This window comes from Streptomyces sp. NPDC007917 (assembly GCF_042959105.1).
Lineage (GTDB): Bacteria > Actinomycetota > Actinomycetes > Streptomycetales > Streptomycetaceae > Streptomyces.
In genome coordinates, this window is record NZ_JBIBKK010000001.1 from 500,880 (window position 1) to 520,902 (window position 20,023).

General features: G+C 72.1%; 11 protein-coding genes. All 11 read left to right on the forward strand.

Annotated features, from left to right (window positions below; all coding sequences use genetic code 11):
• Positions 1 to 23 precede the first annotated feature (23 nt).
• Positions 24 to 1,229, forward strand: a complete 1,206-nt coding sequence (locus tag ACFZDL_RS02160) for a CapA family protein (RefSeq protein WP_353591008.1) — start codon at positions 24 to 26, stop codon at positions 1,227 to 1,229.
• Entirely contained in the window at positions 1,226 to 1,672 is a 447-nt protein-coding gene (locus ACFZDL_RS02165; RefSeq protein ID WP_353591007.1) for a RidA family protein, read from the forward strand. Before ACFZDL_RS02160 ends, ACFZDL_RS02165 begins: the two co-directional genes overlap by 4 nt.
• A gap of 13 nt (positions 1,673 to 1,685) precedes the next feature.
• Positions 1,686 to 2,390 carry a metalloregulator ArsR/SmtB family transcription factor gene (locus tag ACFZDL_RS02170; protein WP_353591006.1) on the forward strand — a complete coding sequence of 235 codons (705 nt, stop codon included), beginning with the start codon at positions 1,686 to 1,688 and terminating at the stop codon, positions 2,388 to 2,390.
• A 129-nt stretch (positions 2,391 to 2,519) separates the two neighbouring features.
• Entirely contained in the window at positions 2,520 to 4,514 is a 1,995-nt protein-coding gene (locus ACFZDL_RS02175; protein WP_353591005.1) for an FAD/NAD(P)-binding protein, read from the forward strand.
• Positions 4,511 to 5,983, forward strand: coding sequence for an adenylosuccinate lyase family protein (locus tag ACFZDL_RS02180; protein ID WP_353591004.1), 1,473 nt, complete (start codon positions 4,511 to 4,513; stop codon positions 5,981 to 5,983). The genes ACFZDL_RS02175 and ACFZDL_RS02180 overlap by 4 nt, the downstream gene beginning before the upstream one ends.
• 72 nt (positions 5,984 to 6,055) lie before the next feature.
• Positions 6,056 to 7,471 (forward strand): MFS transporter, encoded by a 1,416-nt coding sequence (locus tag ACFZDL_RS02185; protein ID WP_353591003.1) that lies wholly within the window; start codon positions 6,056 to 6,058, stop codon positions 7,469 to 7,471.
• Positions 7,461 to 8,912 carry an FAD-dependent oxidoreductase gene (locus ACFZDL_RS02190; RefSeq protein ID WP_353591002.1) on the forward strand — a complete coding sequence of 484 codons (1,452 nt, stop codon included), beginning with the start codon at positions 7,461 to 7,463 and terminating at the stop codon, positions 8,910 to 8,912. Before ACFZDL_RS02185 ends, ACFZDL_RS02190 begins: the two co-directional genes overlap by 11 nt.
• On the forward strand, positions 8,909 to 10,048 hold the full coding sequence (locus ACFZDL_RS02195; RefSeq protein ID WP_353591001.1) for a 3-oxoacyl-[acyl-carrier-protein] synthase III C-terminal domain-containing protein: 1,140 nt from the start codon (positions 8,909 to 8,911) through the stop codon (positions 10,046 to 10,048). Before ACFZDL_RS02190 ends, ACFZDL_RS02195 begins: the two co-directional genes overlap by 4 nt.
• Entirely contained in the window at positions 10,045 to 11,616 is a 1,572-nt protein-coding gene (locus ACFZDL_RS02200; RefSeq protein ID WP_353591000.1) for an AMP-binding protein, read from the forward strand. The genes ACFZDL_RS02195 and ACFZDL_RS02200 overlap by 4 nt, the downstream gene beginning before the upstream one ends.
• A 17-nt stretch (positions 11,617 to 11,633) precedes the next feature.
• Positions 11,634 to 19,490 (forward strand): type I polyketide synthase, encoded by a 7,857-nt coding sequence (locus ACFZDL_RS02205; protein ID WP_353590999.1) that lies wholly within the window; start codon positions 11,634 to 11,636, stop codon positions 19,488 to 19,490.
• A 44-nt stretch (positions 19,491 to 19,534) separates the two neighbouring features.
• Complete coding sequence (locus ACFZDL_RS02210) at positions 19,535 to 20,017, forward strand: hypothetical protein (protein WP_353590998.1); 483 nt, start codon at positions 19,535 to 19,537, stop codon at positions 20,015 to 20,017.
• Positions 20,018 to 20,023: the final 6 nt, after the last annotated feature.

Genomic DNA, 20,023 nt, shown 5'->3' on the forward strand with positions numbered 1-20,023 from the left:
CTCCAGCGTCCGAAAGAGTGAATATGGCAGTCTCCTTATTCGCGGTTGGCGATGTGTTCATCGACCGGGAGAATCCCGAGACCGCGTTCGATGTGGCCAGAGATCTACTGAGCACCGGGGATGTCGTCTTCGGCAACTGTGAAGGAGTTTTCAGCGACACCTGGGAAAGGGCGCCGAGTTCCGGCTCCCCCGTCGTGGCCCCGGCCAAGAACGCCGCACCGCTCGCGGGTGCGGGGTTCCATGTGATGTCGCTGGCCAACAACCACAGCGTGGACGGCGGTCACCAGGCGCTGCTCAACACCCGGGACACGCTCAACGACCTGGGCATCTCGACGGTCGGCGCGGGGGCCAACATCGCGGAGGCACGCACTCCGGCGATCGTCGAGCGGGACGGAGTGCGCATCGCCTTCCTCGCCTACTCCTCGGTCTTCCCCCACGGCTATGAAGCCCGCGCGGGGGTTCCCGGACTCGCCCCGCTGCGCGCCCACACCCGCTATACGCCGTGGGAACTCAACGAATGGAACCCCGGGCTTCTCCCCCGTGTCTCCACGGAGAACTTCCCCGAGGACGTGGAGGCTTTCATCCGTGACGTCCGAGCCGTGCGCGACCAGGCGGACATCGTCGCGATCAGTTTCCACTGGGGGGACTTCACCCGCCCGTTCGTGCTGACCGACAACGAGCGCCGGCTGGCCCGGCTCGCCGTGGATTCCGGCGCGGACATCGTCCTCGGGCACCACCACCACATGCTGCGCGGCATCGAGTGGTACGAGGGCAAGCCGATCTTCTACGGGCTCGGGCACTACGTCTTCGATCTGCCGAACCTGCCCCAGCGCCTGGCCAAGGACGGCTACCTCAGCGCGGCGCGGCCGCAGGACGAGATCGAGCTGAGCCGCCGGTTCGGCGAGTTCCGCATCAGCCCCAAGGAGGAATACCCCCTGCTGCCCTTCCACCCGGACGCGCGGATGACCGGCGTGGCCGTGGTCCGGGTCGGCTCCGAGGGGGTGCTCTCCGCCGGGTTCTGCCCGGCGCTGATCGACGCCGGCAACGAACCGGTGCCGGTGGCGCCCGAGAGCGCCACCGGGCGCCGGATCGTCGAATACCTCACGGAATGCTGCTCCCAGGAGCGGCTGCCCACCCGCTTCACCGCGCCGCTTGACGGCTCGGGACTTCCGGCCGGCAGCATTCAGGCCCTCCCTGTATCGGAATCCGGGATCGGAGAGCAGGCATGACCACGGACCGTCAGGACGGCGGCGGAGCGGCGGACGAGGAGATCGTCCGGTATGTGGATGTGCCCGGTGTCGGCGATCCGCGCAAGTTCGGCTACGCGCAGGCGGCGAGCGCCGGCGGACTGCTCTTCGTCTCGGGTCAGCTCGGGATCGACGAGGAGTACCAGCCGGTCAGTGACAGCTTCGACGAGCAGGCGTACCGGGCGCTGGAGAACGTCCGGCGCGTGCTGAGCGCGGCGGGCGGCGGTCTGGAACACCTGGTGTCCATGACCATCTATCTGACCGACATGCGCGACGCTCCTCGCTTCTTCGAGATCCGAAGGGAGATCCTGGGCGACATTCTGGTGTCGAGCACCGCGGTGGCCGTCTCCGGGCTGCCCCTGCCCAACCTCCGCGTGGAGGTGCAGTGCGTAGCGCTGGTTCCCCGATCACAACCCACGGCGTGACAACGGAGAGAGCATGCTGGACCCCGGGCAAGCACGGCCCGATATCGCGACAGTGGCGGAGCTCCTGGGCAATGCGACACGCGCGACGATGGTCAGCGCGCTGGCGGGAGACTTCGTGATGCCCGCCGGTGAACTCGCCTCGATCGCGGGCGTCTCCAGGCCCACGGCGAGCGAACACCTCTCCCGGCTGGTGGACCGCGGTCTGCTCTCCGTCGACCGCATGGGGCGCCACGCCTATTACCGGATCTCAAGTCCGCAGGTGGCCGAGTTGATCGAGGCGCTGGCGGTCATCGCACCGCTGCGGCCCCCCACCTCGCTGCGGTCCGCGCGGCTGCTGAAGACGCTCAGCCACGCGCGCACCTGCTACCGGCATCTGGCCGGGCGCCTCGGGGTGGAGCTGGCGGGCGCGTTGCTCGACCTGGGGCTGGTGCGCCGTACGGAGACCGGTCTGGAGATCGACGCGGAGCGCTGGGACGCGCACAAACCGCTCGGCCTGGCCTCCGACCCGTTGAAGGCCGAGGGACAGCCGCTGATCAAAGGGTGTGTGGACTGGAGCGAGCGCCGCCACCACCTGGCCGGAACCGCGGCGACGGCCCTGACGGACCAGCTGTTCGAGCTGGGCTGGATCACCCGGGCGCGCGAGCACAAGCGGGCGGTCGTGGTGACCCCCGAGGGCGCGGAAGGGCTGTCGACAGAGTTCGGATTGAAGCTCCTGTGATCCGCCCCTCGCCGCCCCGGACGTTCCGGACGTCGCGGGGCGGCGGGGCGGTGGAGTGCGCGCAGACAGCCGTCCACGCCGTGGGCTGCTGTCCGTCGGTTTGACGCAAGCGACCCATTGGAGAAGGTAATGGCTGGCCGACGACTCGACATCTGCATCATCGGCATGGGGCCTCGGGGACTCTCGGTGCTGGAGAGAGTCTGTGCCAATGCCCGGCACACGGGGGCGGACACCCGGATCTCCGTGCATGTCGTGGATCCCCATCCGGCTGGGGCGGGCAAGGTGTGGCGCACCGCCCAGTCGCGACACCTCCTGATGAACACCGTCGCCTCGCAGGTGACCATGTTCACCGACACCAGTGTGGACCTCGAAGGTCCGCTGTCCCCCGGCCCGAGCCTGTACGAATGGGCCAGGTTCCTCACCCTGATGGGGCCCATCGACGGGCACCAGTACGGGCCCGGCGTCCTCGAGGAGGCCGCCGCCCTGGGGCCGGACTCGTATCCGAGCCGGGCCTTCTACGGACACTATCTGGAATGGGTGTTCCAACGCGTCGTGGGCGCAGCCCCGGACCATGTCCAGGTCCATGTCCACCGGGCACGCGCCGTCGCCCTGGACGACGACGCTCCCCCCGCGACGGCGTCCGGGGAAGACGCCCAGGGGGCCGGTGATCTGCAGACGGTGCATCTGGACGACGGCACCCGCCTGGACGGCCTGCACACGGTGGTGCTCGCCCAGGGCCATCTGCCCACGGCCGCCACCGGGCGTGAGGCCGCGCTGAGCCGCTTCGCGGCCGAGCGCGGACTGCTGTACATCCCGCCGGCCAACCCGGCGGACGCGGATCTCGGCCGGGTGCGCCCCAAGGAGCTCGTCGCCCTCCTCGGGCTCGGCCTTTGCGCCTTCGACTACATCGCCCTGTTCACCGTGGGGCGCGGTGGCCGGTTCGAGCGCGAGGAGGACGGCTCCCTGACCTACCTCCCGTCGGGCAACGAGCCGCGGCTGTACGCGGGTTCGCGGCGTGGAGTCCCCTTCCACTCCCGGGGCGAGAACGAGAAGGGCCCGCACGGGCGGCACGTTCCCGTCGTCCTCACCCCCGAGGTGGTCGAGAGCCTGCGCGCGCGGGCGGCAGACGGTGGCATCGAGTTCCGTCGCGACATATGGCCGCTGGTGGCCAAAGAGGTGGAGACGGTCTACTACACCACCTTTCTCGCGGCCGCACAGGGCGTACGGGCGGCCGAGGCGTTTCGCGGACGCTATCTCGCCCTCCCCTGGGGCACACCGGCGGAGTCCCGGCTCCTGGACACCTTCGGCTTCCCCCGCGACCGCAGATGGGACTGGGAGCAGATGGCCCGCCCGTACGGCGACCGGAAGTTCACCGGCCCGGCCGACTTCCGCGGCTGGGTGCTTGACCACCTGCGCCAGGACATCGCCGAGGCGCGGGCGGGCAATGTCAGCGGTCCGCTCAAGGCCGCGCTGGACGTCCTGCGCGATCTGCGGAACGAGGTGCGGCTGCTGGTCGACAACCGGGGTCTCACCGGCCGCTCCCACCGCCAGGACCTGGAGCGGTGGTACACGCCGCTGAACGCCTTCCTCTCCATAGGCCCGCCCGTACAGCGGATCGAGGAGGCCGTGGCCCTGATCGAGGCGGGCCTGCTGGAGATCCTGGGCCCCGATGTGACCGCGCACGCCGACGAGGAGGCCGGGGTCTTCGCCGTCAAAGCGGGCTCCGTACCGGGGTCCGAGGTGTGGACCACGGTCCTCGTCGACGCCCGGCTGCCCGACATCGACGTGCGCAGGACCGCCGACCCCCTGCTGACGTACCTGATGGCCAGCGGCCAGTGCCGACCGCACCGGATACCCAATCCCGACGGCACGGCCTACCAGACCGGCGGCCTGGACGTGACCGAGGGCCTCTTCCACCTGCTCGACGCGGCGGGCCGGCCGCATCCGAGGCGGTTCGCCTTCGGCGTGCCCACCGAAGCGGTGCACTGGGTGACCGCCGCGGGTATCCGTCCGGGCGTCAATTCGGTGACGCTCAGCGACGCCGATGCCATCGCCCGGGCCGCCCTCTCCCTGGCCACGGAGGTGTCCGGGAGCGAATCCGAGACCACGAAGGCTTCGGTATGACCTCGCGGGACGCCCCCTCCCCGGCCTCCGGGCGCGGCCTGGACTCCGGGCTGCTGTCCCCGGTGCGCGCGGGCACGCCGGCGGAGGCCGCGACCGGTGACGAGGCATGGCTCCAGGCGCTGCTGGACTCGGAAGCGGGTCTCGTCCGGGCCCAGGCCCGGCTGGGTGTCGTGCCCGAGGAGGCCGCCGAGGCCATCACCCGTACCGCCCGGGCCGGCCGGCTCGACCTCGTACGCCTGGCCCGCCGCGGCCGCGACGCCGCCAACCCGGTGGTGGCGTTGGTGGAGGAACTGACCGCCGCCGTGGCCGTGACCGACCCGGACGCGGCCGAGTACGTCCACCGGGGCTCCACCAGCCAGGACATCATGGACACCGCGGCGATGCTGGTCGCGCACCGGACGACGGGGCTGATCCTGGCCGACCTGGACCGGGTGACCGCGGCACTGGCCCGGCTCGCCGAGCGCCACCGGGACACCGCCATGCCGGGGCGCACCCTCGCGCTGCACGCGGTGCCCGTCACCTTCGGGCTGAAGGCGGCCGGCTGGCTGCAGGCCGTCCTGGAGGCCGGGGAGCGGCTGCGCGGGCTGCGCGCCCAGCTGCCCGCCCAGCTCGGCGGTGCGGCGGGCACCCTGGCGGGCTATCTGGAGTACGCCCGTATCCAGCACCGAACGGACGCTCTTCCCGGTGACGGCGGGAAGGCCGGGGGCGGGTGCGCCGCGGGGTACGGGGAGGAGCTGATCGCCGCCTTCGCCGCCGAGCTGGGGCTGGCCGAACCGGTGCTGCCCTGGCACACGGCGCGCGCTCCCGTCGCCCGGATCGGGTCGACGCTCGCCGAGGTCACCGGGGCGCTCGGCAAGTTCGCCGTGGACGTCCAGACGCTCTCCCGCACCGAGATCGCCGAGGTTGCCGAGCCGGTGGCGGCGGGTCGCGGAGTGTCCTCGGCGATGCCGCACAAGCGGAACCCGGCGCTGGCCACGCTCATTCGCTCCGCGGCCCTTCAAGTCCCCGCCCTCGCCATGGTGCTGGCCCAGGCCACGCTGGCCGAGGACGAGCGGCCCGCAGGGGTCTGGCACGCCGAGTGGCAGCCGATGAGGGAGTGTCTGCGCCTGGCGGGAGGCGCCGCGCACACCGCTGTCGAGCTGGCCGAAGGGCTGAGCGTACGCCCCGAACGGATGCGCGGGAACCTGGGGATCACCGGCAGCCTGCTGATCACCGAGCGGCTGGCCGCCGTGCTGGCGCCCGCCGTCGGCAAGGCCACGGCGAAGTCGATGATGAGCCGGGCCGCGGCGGAGACGACGCGCACCGGCAGACCGCTGAGCGCGGTCCTGCTGGACCTTCCCGGTCTGGCCGGCCACGTCGACGCGGCCGAACTGGCCGAACTGCTCGACCCCGGCCGCTACACCGGTGCCGCCGGTGAACTCGTCGACCGGGCCCTCGCCCACTACCGGGAGACCTGCCGGCCGGTCTGACGCCCCCACGCTCCCGCAGTCCGGATCAACGTCCACGCACGACCGTATCCGCACAGGCAAAGGGGTATCGCGATGTCCCAGCTCGACCCGGGGTCCGGCACGGAAGACCGTGCGCAGATCCGCCGCGTCGTGCTGTCCGGCTGGCTCGGCAGCACGATCGAGTACTACGACTTCCTGCTCTACGGCACTGCCGCATCCCTCGTGTTCGACAAGCTCTTCTTCACCAACCTCTCCCCCGTGGCCGGGACGATCGCCTCCTTCGGCACCTTCGCCGTCGGCTATCTGGCCCGCCCCCTGGGCGGGGCGATCTTCGGCCACTTCGGGGACCGGCTCGGCCGCAAGACGATGCTGGTGGTCTCGATGGCGATGATGGGCATCGCCAGCACGCTCATCGGGCTTCTGCCCACGCACAACCAGGTCGGCAACCTGGCGCCCACGCTCCTGATCGTCCTGCGGCTCGTCCAGGGTGTCGCCGTCGGCGGCGAGTGGGGCGGGGCCGCGCTGCTGACCGCCGAGCACGCGTCCTCGCGCCGGCGCGGACTGCTGACCAGCCTGGTGCAGATGGGAGGGCCGGCCGGCACGGTGCTGTCCACGCTCGCCCTCATGCTGTTCTCCACCCTGCCCGACGACCAGTTCCTGTCCTGGGGCTGGCGGATTCCGTTCCTGCTGAGTGCCGCCCTGCTCACGATCGGTCTGTTCGTACGGCTGAAGGTGACCGAGAGCCCGCTGTTCGCCGAGGTCCAGGAGAGCAAGGCGGTGGTGCGCAGACCGCTGGTGGAGATCCTGCGCAAGCCCAAGCCCTTGCTCCAGGCGTGTTTCGTGGTCTTCGGGGCCACCGTGTCCCAGGCCCTGACCAGCGTGTTCACCATCAGCTTCGCGAAGGACGTCGGCTATGACCGCACCGAGATCCTGATCGGCCAGCTGGTCAACGGCGTCGCGGCGGCCATCGCGATTCCGGTCTCCGCGGCCTGGTCCGACCGGGTCGGACGGCGTCCGGTCCTCCTGGGCGCGGCGCTCACCCTCGGCGCCATGGCGTTCCCGGTCTTCGCGCTGATCAACACGGGGTCGCTGCCGCTGATGCTGATCGCGCTGGGAATCCTCGCGCCGCTGCCGATGGGTTCGCTGCTCGGCCCGGTGCCCGCGCTGTTCTCCGAGATGTTCGGCACCGGCACCCGCTACACCGGGGTGTCCATGGGCTACCAGTTGGCCGCCGTCGTCGGTGGCGGCCTCGCGCCGCTGATCGGGGCGCTTCTGCTGTCGGCCGCCGGAGGCGACGCCCCCTGGCTGGTCGCGCTGTACATGCTGGCCACCTGCCTGGTCAGCGCCGCCGTGGTCTGGCACACCGCCGAGACCCGGGGACGGGATCTCGGCTTCGAGTCGGCTGCTTCGCCGTTGGGAGAGAGTGTGGACACCGGGGCCAGGGCGGCGGTGCTCGCCGCTCCCTGCGAGGGGCGCGACGAGGTTGTGGGTGATCTCGATGCCCGGTAGTCGGGATGGTCTCCGCACCAGCGAGGTGGCCGTCATCGGTGGCGGTATCGCGGGGGCCTGGCTGGCCTACCGGCTGGCTCAGCGAGATGTGGAGACGGTGCTGATCTCCACGGAGGAGCATGCGCCGGCGACATCCCGGCAGTGGGCGTTCGGTCTGGTGGAACAGCGGGTCTTCGACTGTGCCACCGCGCCCGCGGCGGAAGTGTTCGCGGACGGCTCCGGCACCCAGGACCCGGCCTACGCGCCCATGATGGCCACGTATGTCGCCGAGGAATTCGAGGAACTGACCCGGCTGGTGGAATACGGGCCCTTCGGTCCTTATCTGCATCCGCGCCTCGCCGAACCGGGTATTCACATGGGCGGCGGCGGCAGTGTGGTGGACGCGGTGCTGGCACGGTTCGAGGAACTGGGCGGGACCGTCATCCAGGGGCGGGTGACCGATCTCGTCGTCGACGGTGACGTCTGTCTGGGTGTGCGTTATGAACACCATGGCGTGCCCGGCAGGATTCTCTGCGCCCAATTGGTCTTCGCGTCGGGCGGGTTCTGCGGACTGTTCGCGGACGGGGTCGGCAGCAACACCGGGTGTCTGCTGGGCACCTATGCGCGGCACGGCGGCCGGCTGGCCAGTCTCGAACTGTTCAACCGGTTCCCGCTGGGCCTCCCGGACCTGGGCCGCCCCCTCTACCCGTCGGATTTCGACGGGCAGCCCCGGCTGCTGCGGGCCGGGGAGCGGGCGAGCGAGCTGGAGAAGGCGCTCGAGGCGTACCAGGGAGACCGGTGCGACGTGGACGTGTTCGCGCACTACTGGACCCGCAACCTCGATGTGCCGCACACCGTGGAATTGGCGGACGGTGCGTTCCGGCTCGGGCCAGTCAGGGGATTCAGCATGGGGGGCATGGCCACGCGGTTGGCCCCCACCGTGCGGAATGTCCACGCCACCGGCGAATGCGCCTACGGCCTGGCCGTCGACTCGATTTCCGGCAAACCCTTCCCGTCGTTCCTCGCCAAGGGCCGTATGCTCGCCGACGCGCTGGCGAGCCGGTCGACCGGCGTCGCCGACACCGACTTCGGTGCCGGGCCGGCCCAGCCGGGTCCGGATGCGTCGTTGCGCCAGGAGATCAGGCACCGTCTGGACGCCTTTCAGGACAGCAGATTCTCCCTGGCCTCGGCCGAGCGGTTCGCGCGCTGGTGCCGGAGTGAACGGGCGCGGCGGCGGGCGGACGGCACGCCGGACAACGAGGACATGGATCTGCTCATCCTGGCCGAGGCATACACACGGTCGGCCATGGCGCGCGGGGAGTCTCGCGGTTTCTTCTTCCGCCCCGATCTGCCCACCGCCGATCACCGCCTGGACAACCAGGTGACGCTGGCCCGTTACGACGCGGCCGACGACCGGATACACGTGACGCTCTCCCCCCGAGAAACAGGAGCGAGTGCATGACCGCCGTCACCGGAATCGATCCCCGGCTCATCTCGATCGCCACCGAAATGCCTCGCCCCGTGTACTCGACCGAGGAATTACTCGAGGCCGGCCGGGGGCACTGCTCCGACAAGCTCGCGGCGATGCTGGGCAGTCTGGGGGTGGAGAAGAGGCATTCGGTCCTCGCCAATTACCCGGACGTCCTCTTCCAGGGCGCCGAACCGAAACTGGACACGCTCGCGGTCGACCTCGCGGTCGGCGCCGCCCGTAAATGCCTGGCCAAGGCCGATGTGCCGGCGGAGTCGATCGGTCTGGTGCTGGGCGTGACAAGCACCCCCGGCCGGCTGCTGCCCAGCCTGGTGTGCGATGTGTTCGCGCGGATGCCGGAACTGCCGCGGACCGCGGCCAATCTGAGCATCGAGTACATGGGCTGCTCCGCGATGTCGAAGGTCGTCGACACGGCCCGTTGGTATCTGAGCTGCAATCCCGGCAAACGGGTCCTCGTCTGCTTCATGGAAGCGATCACACCGCTGTCCCCGGAGCTTCCGGGCTTCTACTCGCACTTCTCCGAAGTCGCCAAGGACGAGCACCAGGACACGGTGAACGTGCTGCACGGCTTTCTCTTCGCGGACGCGGCGGTGGCGATGCTGTTCGGCGCGGAGGGCGAGGGACCGTCGTTCGGCCCGGTGTCCAATCTGACGAACGAGCGGCCGGAGGACGCCGAGCTCGGCACCGTTCCCGACGGCGGGTCGGACATTCCGGTGGTGCACGGGCGGCGGGCCTACACGCTGGGCCCCGACGTCACTCCGCGCGGATCCTTCTACGCCCGGGAAACCGTCCGCATGGTCCTGGCCGACGAGTCCTGCACCCTGTCCGACCCCCGTGACGCCTCGGTGCTGCTCCTGCACACCGGCAGTGTGCGCATCCTGGACACCCTGTGCGAGCAGTTCGGCCATCCCCAGGACGCCGAATCCGTCGCCTCGTCCTACCGGGTGCTGCGCGACCACGGCAACACGCTGGGGTGTTCGGTCCCCCTGATGGTGGCCGAGCAGGTGCACCGTCCGGCGGGAGTGGGCCTTCTGGTGGCGTTCGGTCTCAGCTTCAGCTGCGGCGCGTTCACGATGACGGTTCCCGACGGCGGTTGGAGCCCCCGGTGACGGGCGTGGGGTGGGACGCGGAGGCCGCCGTGGGGCGGCGGAACCTCGCCGACGTCGTCTGGGGGACGGGAGAGGGCGACGGGGTCGCGCTGATCGAGCACCCGACCGGCCGGACCCACCGGTACCAGGATCTGCTGCTCGCCGGACGCAGGTTCGCCGCCGCCCTGCGGCGCCGGGGACTTCGCCCCGGCGAGAGCGTGGCGATCGTCTGCGACAACAGCGGCGAATTCATCGCGTCCTATTACGGCACGCTGTGGGCCGGGGGCGTGGTCCTCCCCCTGGAGCCCCTGGGCAGCGGGAACGAGTGGCACACGGCGCTGTCGCACACCCGGCCACGGTTCGCGGTCGTGACCGCCACGGTGTGGCAGAAGCTCGAAGGGCAGGCCTTCGCGGACTCCTTCCGGCACGTCTTCGTCATCGGGGAAGGCGGCACCCGGCCGGCGTCCCCCACGGTCGAAGCAGCCGACTGGGACCGGATGCTCGGCGCGGAGACGGCCACCGAGGCGGCCGAGGCGGCCGAGGGCGGCGCCCGGACGGCGCTGCTGGCCGCGTCCAGCGGCAGTTCGGGCACGCCCAAACAGATCGTGCTGACCCATCACAACCTCGCCGCGAACATCCTCCAGGTCGACTTCGTGCACCGGCTGACAGCCGACGACGTGGTGCTGGGCATCACCCCGTTCCGGCATCTGTACGGGATGCAGATCGCCATGAACCGCACGCTGCGCGCACGCGGCACGCTCGTCTCCCTGGCCACACCGTTCAGCGCCGAGAACCTGCTCGACGCCGTGCAGCGGCACCGCGTCACGGTCGCCTATGTGGTCCCGAGCGTGCTCGCCGAGCTCGCCCGGTTCCCCGGCGTCGAGCGGTACGACACCTCCAGCCTGCGGATGCTGCACTCGGGCGGCGCACCGCTCCCCCTGGCGATCGCCGAGACCTGCGCACGCGTCCTGGGGGCCGAGGTCGTGCAGAGCTACGGCATGACGGAGGCGGCCGGCTGCACCCACGCCCCGCCCGACGGCAGCCCCAGCCCGCCGGGGTCGATCGGGGTCCCCGTCCCGGGCACGCAGACGCGGTTCGTCGACCCCGACACCGGCCTCGACGTCGGGAACGGGGCCTCCGGCGAGATATGGATCCGCGGTCCGCAGATCTCCCCCGGCTGTCTGCAGGGGCCGGACGGCGTCGTCCCCGTGGCCGATGCCGAGGGCTGGCTGCACACCGGCGACATCGGCCGCGGCGACGCACGGGGGTATGTCACGATCACCGGCCGGTGCAAGCAGCTCATCAAGTACAAGGGCCATCAGGTCGCGCCCGCCGAACTCGAAGCGATCCTGCTCGGCCACCCGGATATCAGCGACGCCGTCGTCGTGGGCGTCCCGGACGAGGCCGCCGGAGAAATCCCCAAGGCCTACGTGGTCCTCAGCGCCCCGGTCCCCCTCGACGAGGTGTCGGCGTACGTGGCGGAGCGGGTGGCGCCGTACAAGAAGATCCGGCGCATCGAGGCCGTGCCCCGCATCCCCAGGTCCCCGATGGGCAAGGTGCTGCGCGGCGCGCTCGGGTCCGACCGGTGACGACGTCTGGAGTGAGCATGCGTGACACGCTTCCCTCACTGTTCGCCGCGGCCGCGGACGCCGCCGCGGACGAACCCGCCGTGTTCACCGACGGCGGATACCGGTCCTGGGCGCGGTGGCGTGCGGAGGCGGACGCGCTGACCCGCGGCCTGCAGGAGCTGGGCGTCGGACGCGGCGATGTGGTCGCCGTGCGCCTGCCCAACTGCTGGGAGTTCCTGACCGTCCATGTCGCCGTCGCCGCCACGGGGGCCGTGATGCTCCCGCTGCACATGGGCCTGGGGGTGAAGGAGCTGCGCTCGCTGCTCGAGCGCACCCGGGCCGGGACGCTGGTCCTCGCCCCCGGCCACCAGGACCCGCCGTGCGGCGAGCTCGTCCGGCGGCTCCTGGAGGGGGCGACGGCGCTCGAGCGCGTACTGGTCACCGACGGGGCGGAGGGCGACGGGAGCGGCGATGTGCTGTCCCTGGACGCGCTGGTGCGCCGTTGGCAGGGGACCGGGCCGCTGCCGGTGCGGGTCTCGCCGGACGATCCGTTCGTTCTCCTCCCGTCCTCCGGCACGACCTCGCTCCGCCAGAAGATCTGTGTGCACACCCACCACGGTCTGCTGGCCAACGCGGCCGCCGTGGCCGCCGACGGCAAGGCGCTCGGCACCGACACGATCGTCAGCGGCAGCCCGTTCAGCCATCTCTTCGGTCTCCTGTCGGTCCATCTCAGCCTGGTGACGCGGGGCCGGCAGGCGCTGCTGCGCCGGTGGGACGTGGCGGACTTCTTCACGCTGGCCCGGCAGAGCGACCCGACCGTGCTCTTCGCCGTACCCGCGCAGCTCCGCGATGTCGTCTCCCGGCTGCGCTCGTCGGACGACACGGGCGACACGGACGACGCGGACGGGCTGCGGCTGCGCGAGGTGCGGGCCGCCGGCGCGGCCGTGCCCGCCACGCTGGTCGAGGACGCCCGGCGGCTGCTGGGCGCGCGCATGGTCACCCACTGGGGCATGTCCGAGCTGGGCGCGGGCCTGTACACCCGGCCGGACGACCCGCCGAAGACGGCGGCCGAGAGCATCGGCCGCCCGGTCTCCGGTGGCCGGGCGCGGGTGGTCGCGCAGGACGGCAGCCCGTGTGCCCCGGGCGAGACCGGGGACCTCCAGTTCCGCGGTCCGTCGGTCTTCCAGGGGTACTTCGAGGACCCGGAGCTGACGCGGGACGCGTTCACCGACGACGGCTGGCTGCGGACCGGTGACCTGGCGAGCGTGAACGAGGACGGCACGATCGCCTTCCGGGGCCGCGACGCCGAGGTGATCAACGTCGGCGGGGTGAAGTTCGGCGCACCGGAGGTCGAGGCGCTGCTCGACGATCTGCCCGGTCTGGAGCTGATCGCCGTCGTCGGCCGTCCGGACGACCGTCTCGGCGAGTATCCGTGCCTCGCCGTCACCCTGCGCGAGGGCGCGTCCGTCACCTTGGACGAGATCACCGGGCATCTGGCCGCCAAGGGGGTGGCCGAGTACAAGATCCCCGTCGAGCTGGTCGTGCTCGACGACATGCCGTGCACCCCGACCGGGAAGATCGCCAAAAGCCGCCTCGTCACGCTGCTCGACCGCGGGGGCGCGCCCACGCGTACGCCGTGGGCCCGGCGGGTCCTGGCGCTGCCCCCCTCCGAGCGGCTTTCGCCGGCGCTGGATCTGGTGGGCGAACTCCTGGCCTCGGTGCTCGGACGCTCCGACCGGATCGGCCCGGACCAGGTGTTCACGGAGTACGGGCTGAAGTCGCTGACCGCGGTCAGGCTGCGCGCCGGACTCGTCGAGGCCACCGGACTCGGTCTGCCGACGACCATCGCCTTCGACCTGCCCACTCCGCGTCTGCTGGCCCGGCACCTGACCGGTCTCCTCAGCGGCGAGACCGGCGAGACCGGCAAGCGGCACGACGCGCCCTTCCGCTCCCGGTCCGCCGAGGACGATCCGGTCGTCGTCGTGGGCATGGGGTGCCGGCTGCCGGGCGGCGGCGCGTCGCCCGAGGAGTTCTGGGACCTCCTGGCGGCCGGGGAGGAGGCGATCGGCGGGTTTCCCTCCGACCGCGGCTGGGACCTGGCCCCGGGCGCCTCGTGCACCTCCCGCGGCGGTTTCCTGCCGGGCGCCGCCTGGTTCGACTCCGACTTCTTCCGGATCGCCCCGCGGGAAGCCGTGACGATGGACCCCCAGCAGCGGCTGCTGCTGGAGACGGCATGGGAAGCGCTCGAACACGCCCGGATCGACCCCGGCTCGCTCAGGGACAGCGAAACCGGGGTCTTCGTCGGCATGATGGCTTCCGACTACATAACGCGCTGCGCCGGAACGGCCGAGGACGCCGACGGCGGCACGGTGACCGGGAACACCAGTGGTGTCGCCTCCGGCCGGATCTCCTATGTGCTGGGGCTTCGCGGCCCGTCCCTCACCGTGGACACGGCGTGCTCCTCCTCGCTGGTGGCCCTGCACCTGGCGGCGCGCTCGCTGCGGGACGGGGAGTGCTCGCTGGCGCTGGTCGGCGGGGCGACGGTCATGTCGACCCCCGCCACCTTCACGGAGTTCACCCGGCAGCAGGCCCTCTCGGCCGACGGGCGGTGCAAGGCGTTCGCCGCCGCGGCCGACGGGACGGGCTTCTCGGAAGGGGTCGGGGTGCTCGTCCTCGAGCGCCTTTCCGACGCCCGCCGGGCCGGCCACCGCGTCCTCGGTGTCATCCGGGCCACGGCCGTGGGCCAGGACGGCGCCTCCAACGGTCTGACCGCCCCCAGCGGCCCGGCGCAGCGCCTGGTGATCCGCCGCGCCCTGGCGCAGGCCGGGCTCCAGGGGGCCGATGTGGACGTGGTGGAGGCCCACGGCACGGGCACCAGGCTGGGCGACCCGATCGAGGCGCGGGCGATCCTGGAGGCCTACGGGGAAGACCGCGACCGCCCGCTGCTGCTGGGCTCGGTGAAGTCGAACATCGGCCACACCCAGGCCGCCGCCGGCATTCTCGGCACCATCAAGATGATCATGGCCCTGTGCCGTGGAGAGGTGCCCCGGACCCTGCACGTGGACGAGCCCACCCCGCACGTGGACTGGACCGCGGGAGCGGTGCGCCTGGTCACCGAACCGGTGCCCTGGCCCAAGACCGGGCGGCCGCGCCGCGCCGGCGTCTCCGCGTTCGGGATCAGCGGCACCAACGTCCATGTCATCGTCGAACAAGCCCCGCCGGACGGCGAAACGGCCGACGAGGACGCGACCGTCGCGCGCCGACCGGCGGCCGGGGTGCCGCTGATCCTCTCGGCGGCGTCACCACAGGCGCTGAGCGACCAGGCCGCACGGGTGCTCTCCCTCCTTGAGGCGGGGGCCGAACCCGCGGACGTGGGCTACTCGCTGGCCTCCACGCGCGCACGGCTCGACCATCGCGCCGTCGTGCTCGGCGCCGACCGGGACGACCTGGCCGCGCTCGCCGCCGGGGCGCCCGGTGCCGCGGTGACCGGTCAGGCGGACCTGCGGGGCCGGACGGTGTTCGTCTTCCCCGGCCAGGGCGCGCAATGGGTCGGCATGGGGGTCGAACTGCTCGGCTCCTCCCCCGTCTTCGCCGCCGCGATGGCGGAGTGCGAGCGCGCGCTCGCCGAGTTCGTCGACTGGTCGTTGACCGATGTCCTCGGCGACGAGTCGGCCCTGCGCCGGGACGAAGTCGTCCAGCCCGCCCTCTTCGCGGTCATGGTCTCGCTGGCACGCCTGTGGCAGTCCCACGGCGTCGTGCCCGACGCCGTGGTCGGCCACTCGCAGGGGGAGATCGCGGCCGCGCACATCGCGGGCGTGCTGTCGCTGCGCGACGCCGCCCGTACGGTCGTCCGCCGCAGCACGCTCTGCTCCTCCCTGGCCGGCACCGGTCTGCTGCTGTCCGTCGAGTCGGCACCCGACGTCGAGCAGCGGATCAGCGGAATGCCCGGGGTGAGCGTCGCCGCGTACAACGGGCCCTCCTCCCTGGTCCTGGCAGGAGACACCGCGTCCATCACCGCGCTGGCCCAGGAGTACCAGACCGGGGAGTACCAGGCCGAGGGGGTACGGGCCCGGGTCATCCCGGTCCGCTACGCCTCGCACTCCGTCCACGTCGAGCCCATCCGTGACCGTCTGCTGAACGAGCTTGCCGACATCCGCCCGCGACCGGCCCGTGTCCCCTGGTACTCGACGGTGACCGGCCGGCTGATGGCGGGCCCTGAGGCCGACGCCCGCTACTGGTACGACAACCTCCGCAGGCCGGTGCGGTTCGCGCCGACCGTGGAGACCCTGGCGTCGGCGGGGTTCAGCCACTTCGTCGAGGCCGGCCCCCGGCCCGTACTCGCCGCCGCGATCCAGGAGACGGTGGGCGAAGCCGGCCTCGCCCTGGCCACGTTGCGCCGTGACCAGGGCGGGGCCGACCGGTTCACGACATCGCTGGCCGAGGGGTATGTGCGCGGGCTGGCCGTCGACTGGGCGAGCCGGTTCGACGGCAGCGGGGCCCGCCGTATCGACCTGCCCACCTACCCCTTCCAGCGCCGCCGCTACTGGCTCGACGCGGCGACGCGGTCGTCCGCGGCAGGGCTGGGCCAGCGGAGTGTCGCCCACCCGCTGCTGGCGGCGCTCGTCGAGCACCCCGACAACGGTGCCGGTGGCGCGGTGTTCACCGGCCGGATCTCGGTGGCCGAGCACGCCTGGCTGGCCGACCACCGGATAGCCGGCACGGCGGTGCTCCCGGGCACGGCGCTGCTGGAGCTGGCGGCCCACATCGGGGACCACTTCGGCCACGGGCGGGTCGAGGAGCTGATCCTCCAGGCCCCGCTGGCCGTACCCGACGACATCGGTGTCCAGGTCCAGGTACGGGTGGGCGACACCTCACCGGCCGAGCCGGGCGAGCGCCTGGCACTGACGGTGTACGCGCGGAACGAGGGGCAGGAGCCCTGGACGACGTGCGCGACCGGGGTGGTCACGCCGGATGTGGAACCCCCCGGGTCCGCCGGGTTCGCACCGGCCTCCTGGCCGCCCCCGGACGCGCGGCCCGTGCCCTTGGACGCCGTGTACGAACCTCTCGTCGAGGCCGGTGTGGTGCACGGCCCGGCCTTCCGCGGGCTGCGCGCGGTGTGGCGGCGGGGCAGCGAGCTGTTCGCCGACGTCACCTTGGACGAGGACCTGCGGGAGGGGCCGCTCCCCTTCGCCCTGCACCCCGCGCTGCTGGACGGGGCGCTCCACCCGACGGCGCTGGCCCACGACCACTCCGCCGGTCCCGCGCTGCCGTTCTGCTGGCGGGGGGTGAGCCTGTTCGCGACGGGCGCCACGGCGCTGCGGGTGCGCCTGTGGCCGGACGAACGGACCGGTGGCACCGCCCTGGACATCGCCGACGACCGGGGTTTCCCGGTCGCCCGGGTGGACTCCCTGATCACCCGCCGCCTGGCGGGCGGCCGGCTCCAGCAGGACACGGTCGCCCGGCAGTCGCTGTTCCGGGTGGACTGGACGGCGGCAGGACCCCGGTCGGCCGACGGCCGCGAGGTGCTGGACGTGAGCGCGGAGCGGGACCCGCGGACCGCGCTCACCCGGGTGCTGACCGCGCTGCGGGACAAGGCGGCGCGGGGTGCCGGGCTGGTGGTGCTGACCAGCCGTGCGGTGGCCACGGCGGACCGGGAGGACGTCGATCCCGCCCAGGCCGCCGTGTGGGGTCTGGTGCGCTCGGCCCAGCGGGAGGACCCCGGCCTCTTCGTCCTCGCCGACACCGACGACCCGGCGTCGTTCGAGGGGACCGTGCCCCTCCGGGAGCCCGAATGCGCCATCCGCTCCGGCTCGCTCCTGGTGCCCCGGCTGGCCCGGCAGGCGGCGGGCGGCGAACCGGTGACCCTGGACCCGGAGGGCACGGTACTGATCACCGGTGGGACCGGGACCCTCGGCGGGCTGCTGGCCAGGCACCTGGTCGACCGGTACAAGGCGCGCCATCTGCTGCTGGTCTCCCGGCAGGGGCCCGACGCGCCCGGGGCCGAGGCGCTGCGCGAGGAGTTGGCCGCCGCCGACTGCCGGGTGGACATCGTCGCCTGCGACGTCGGCGACCGTGCCGCCCTCGCCGCCGTGCTGGCCGGGATCGACCCGGATCATCCGCTGACCGGTGTCGTCCACGCGGCGGCCGTGCTCGACGACGGCGTCATCGGCTCGCTGGACGCGCGGCGGCTCGACGCGGTGCTGCGGGTGAAGGCCGATGCCGCCCGGCATCTCCACGAGCTCACCCGGGACCGCCCCCTGGACCTGTTCGTCCTCTTCTCATCGGTCGCGGGCCTGCTCGGCAGCTCCGGCCAGGGCAACTACGGCGCGGCCAACGCCTGTGCGGACGGGCTGGCGGCACACCGCCGGGCGCTTGGCCTGCCGGCCGTGTCCGTGGCATGGGGCCTGTGGGAGCGGGCCAGCGGCATGACCGGCGCGATGACGGACGCCGACCGGCACAGGCTCTCCCAGAGCGGTATCGGCGCCCTGGCCGACCAGGACGGGCTCGCGCTCTTCGACGCCGCCCTCACCGCGGGCCCGGCGCTGCTCGCCGCGGTGCGCATCGACCTCACGGCGCTGCGGTCCGGTCTGCCGGCACCGATCTGGCACGGCATCGTACGGCCCCCGAGCACACGCACCACGGCCGCCGAGGCCGGTGCGGCCGGTGCGGGGACGGGCGCCGGGACACCGGACTCGTTGCGCCGGCGGCTCGCCGGGCTCGACGCGACCGAGCGGACACGGATCTTCCAGGAGCTGGTGCGGTCCCGTGCCGCCGCCGTGCTGGGTCATCGCGATCCCTCCGACGTGGATCTCCACCGCCCCTTCCTGCAGAGCGGGTTCGATTCGCTCTCGGCGACCCAACTGCGCAACAGGCTCGCTGAGGCGACCGGACTGCGTCTGACCCCCATGACGGTGTTCGACGCCAGGACCCCCGCCGCACTCGCCGAGTGGCTGAGCGGCGCGATGAGCGAGCAAAGCCTGGTGAACGGCGCCCGCGAGACGGCTCCGCCGGCCAAGGCACCGCACTCCGACTCCGACTCCGTCCGCCTGCTGGTGCGGCGCGCCGCGGAAGAGGGGAACACGGAGCAGGCCTTCCACCTCATGCGCGCGGTGGCGGACCTCAGGCCGACGTTCGCCTCCGTCGCCGATCTGCGGCGCGTTCCCGCGCCGACACCCCTGGCCGACGGGCCGCACGGCGCCCGGCTGATCGCCCTGAGCTCGCCGATGGCCAACGGCGGAGTGCATCAGCACGCGCGGCTCGCCGCGCATTTCCAGAACACCATGCCCGTCTCGGCGGTGCCGCTGCCGGGATTCGCGCCGGACGAGAAACTGCCCGCGACCGCCGGTGCGGCGGTCGCGGTGGCGGCCGAATGCGTGCGGAAAGCCGCCGAAGGCGGTCCGTTCGTCCTGCTGGGATATTCCTCGGGGGGAGCGCTGGCCTACGCCGTGGCCCACCATCTGGAGACGGAACACCGAATCCGGCCCGCCGCGGTCGTCATGCTCGACACATTCCGGCCCGGCGACGCCGCGGCCCCCGTCGGCCACGTACTGCGCCGGATATTCGCCGATGACCAGGGATTCGGCGGAATCACCGGCGACCGGCTGTCCGCCATGGGGCGCTGGCTCGCGGTGATGTCGGAGCTGACCTTCGACCCGGTCGCCGCGCCGGTCCTTTTCGTCCAGGCCGAGAAGGCGCTCGCGGGCTCCGGCCCGGATGCGGACCGCGGGCCGGCGCACCCCTTCGAGCCCACCCACGATCTCAGGACCGTACCGTCCGACCACTTCGCCATGGTCGGCACGGACTCACTCCGGACCGCCCAGGCGATCCAGGAATGGCTCGCGTCCACGCTCCCACCGCATTCCACGGCTGCTCACGGAAAGGAGGGTGGGTCGTGAAACTCTCATCGGTTTCACCTCCTTTCAGCCCCGCGACAACCCGCATGCTGCTGGCCTCCGACGGTTCGACCACCTTGCTGCTCGAGGCGCTGACCGGTGGCGAGCTCACCGTCGATGTCCTCTGCCAGGGCAGGGCGTCCGCACGGGATCTCCCGCCGGAGATACCGGGCTCCATCGGGGCCGGCGCGGAATCCGAACTACTGGTGCGGCGGTCGCGGCTGCGGACCGCGTCCGGAGAATCGATCTCGAAGAATCTGGTGGTGGCACGGCAGGGTGACCACAGCCCGATGCTGAGCCTGTTGAGCAACACGAGGGCGCCGCTGGGTCGCGGGCTGGTCTCGCTCGGGCTGAGTCAATCCCGTCATATCGTCGCGACAGGGGAGGACCTGTGGGAGGACTCCCTGGGCGGCGAGCCCTGCGCCTACAAGGCGTACGTCCTGGTCGAGCAGGGCGATCCCCAGGTGTACATCCACGAGAGATTCAACCCTTTGTACGTGCCGCTGAAGGAGGCGTCGTGCTGTAGCTGATTCATC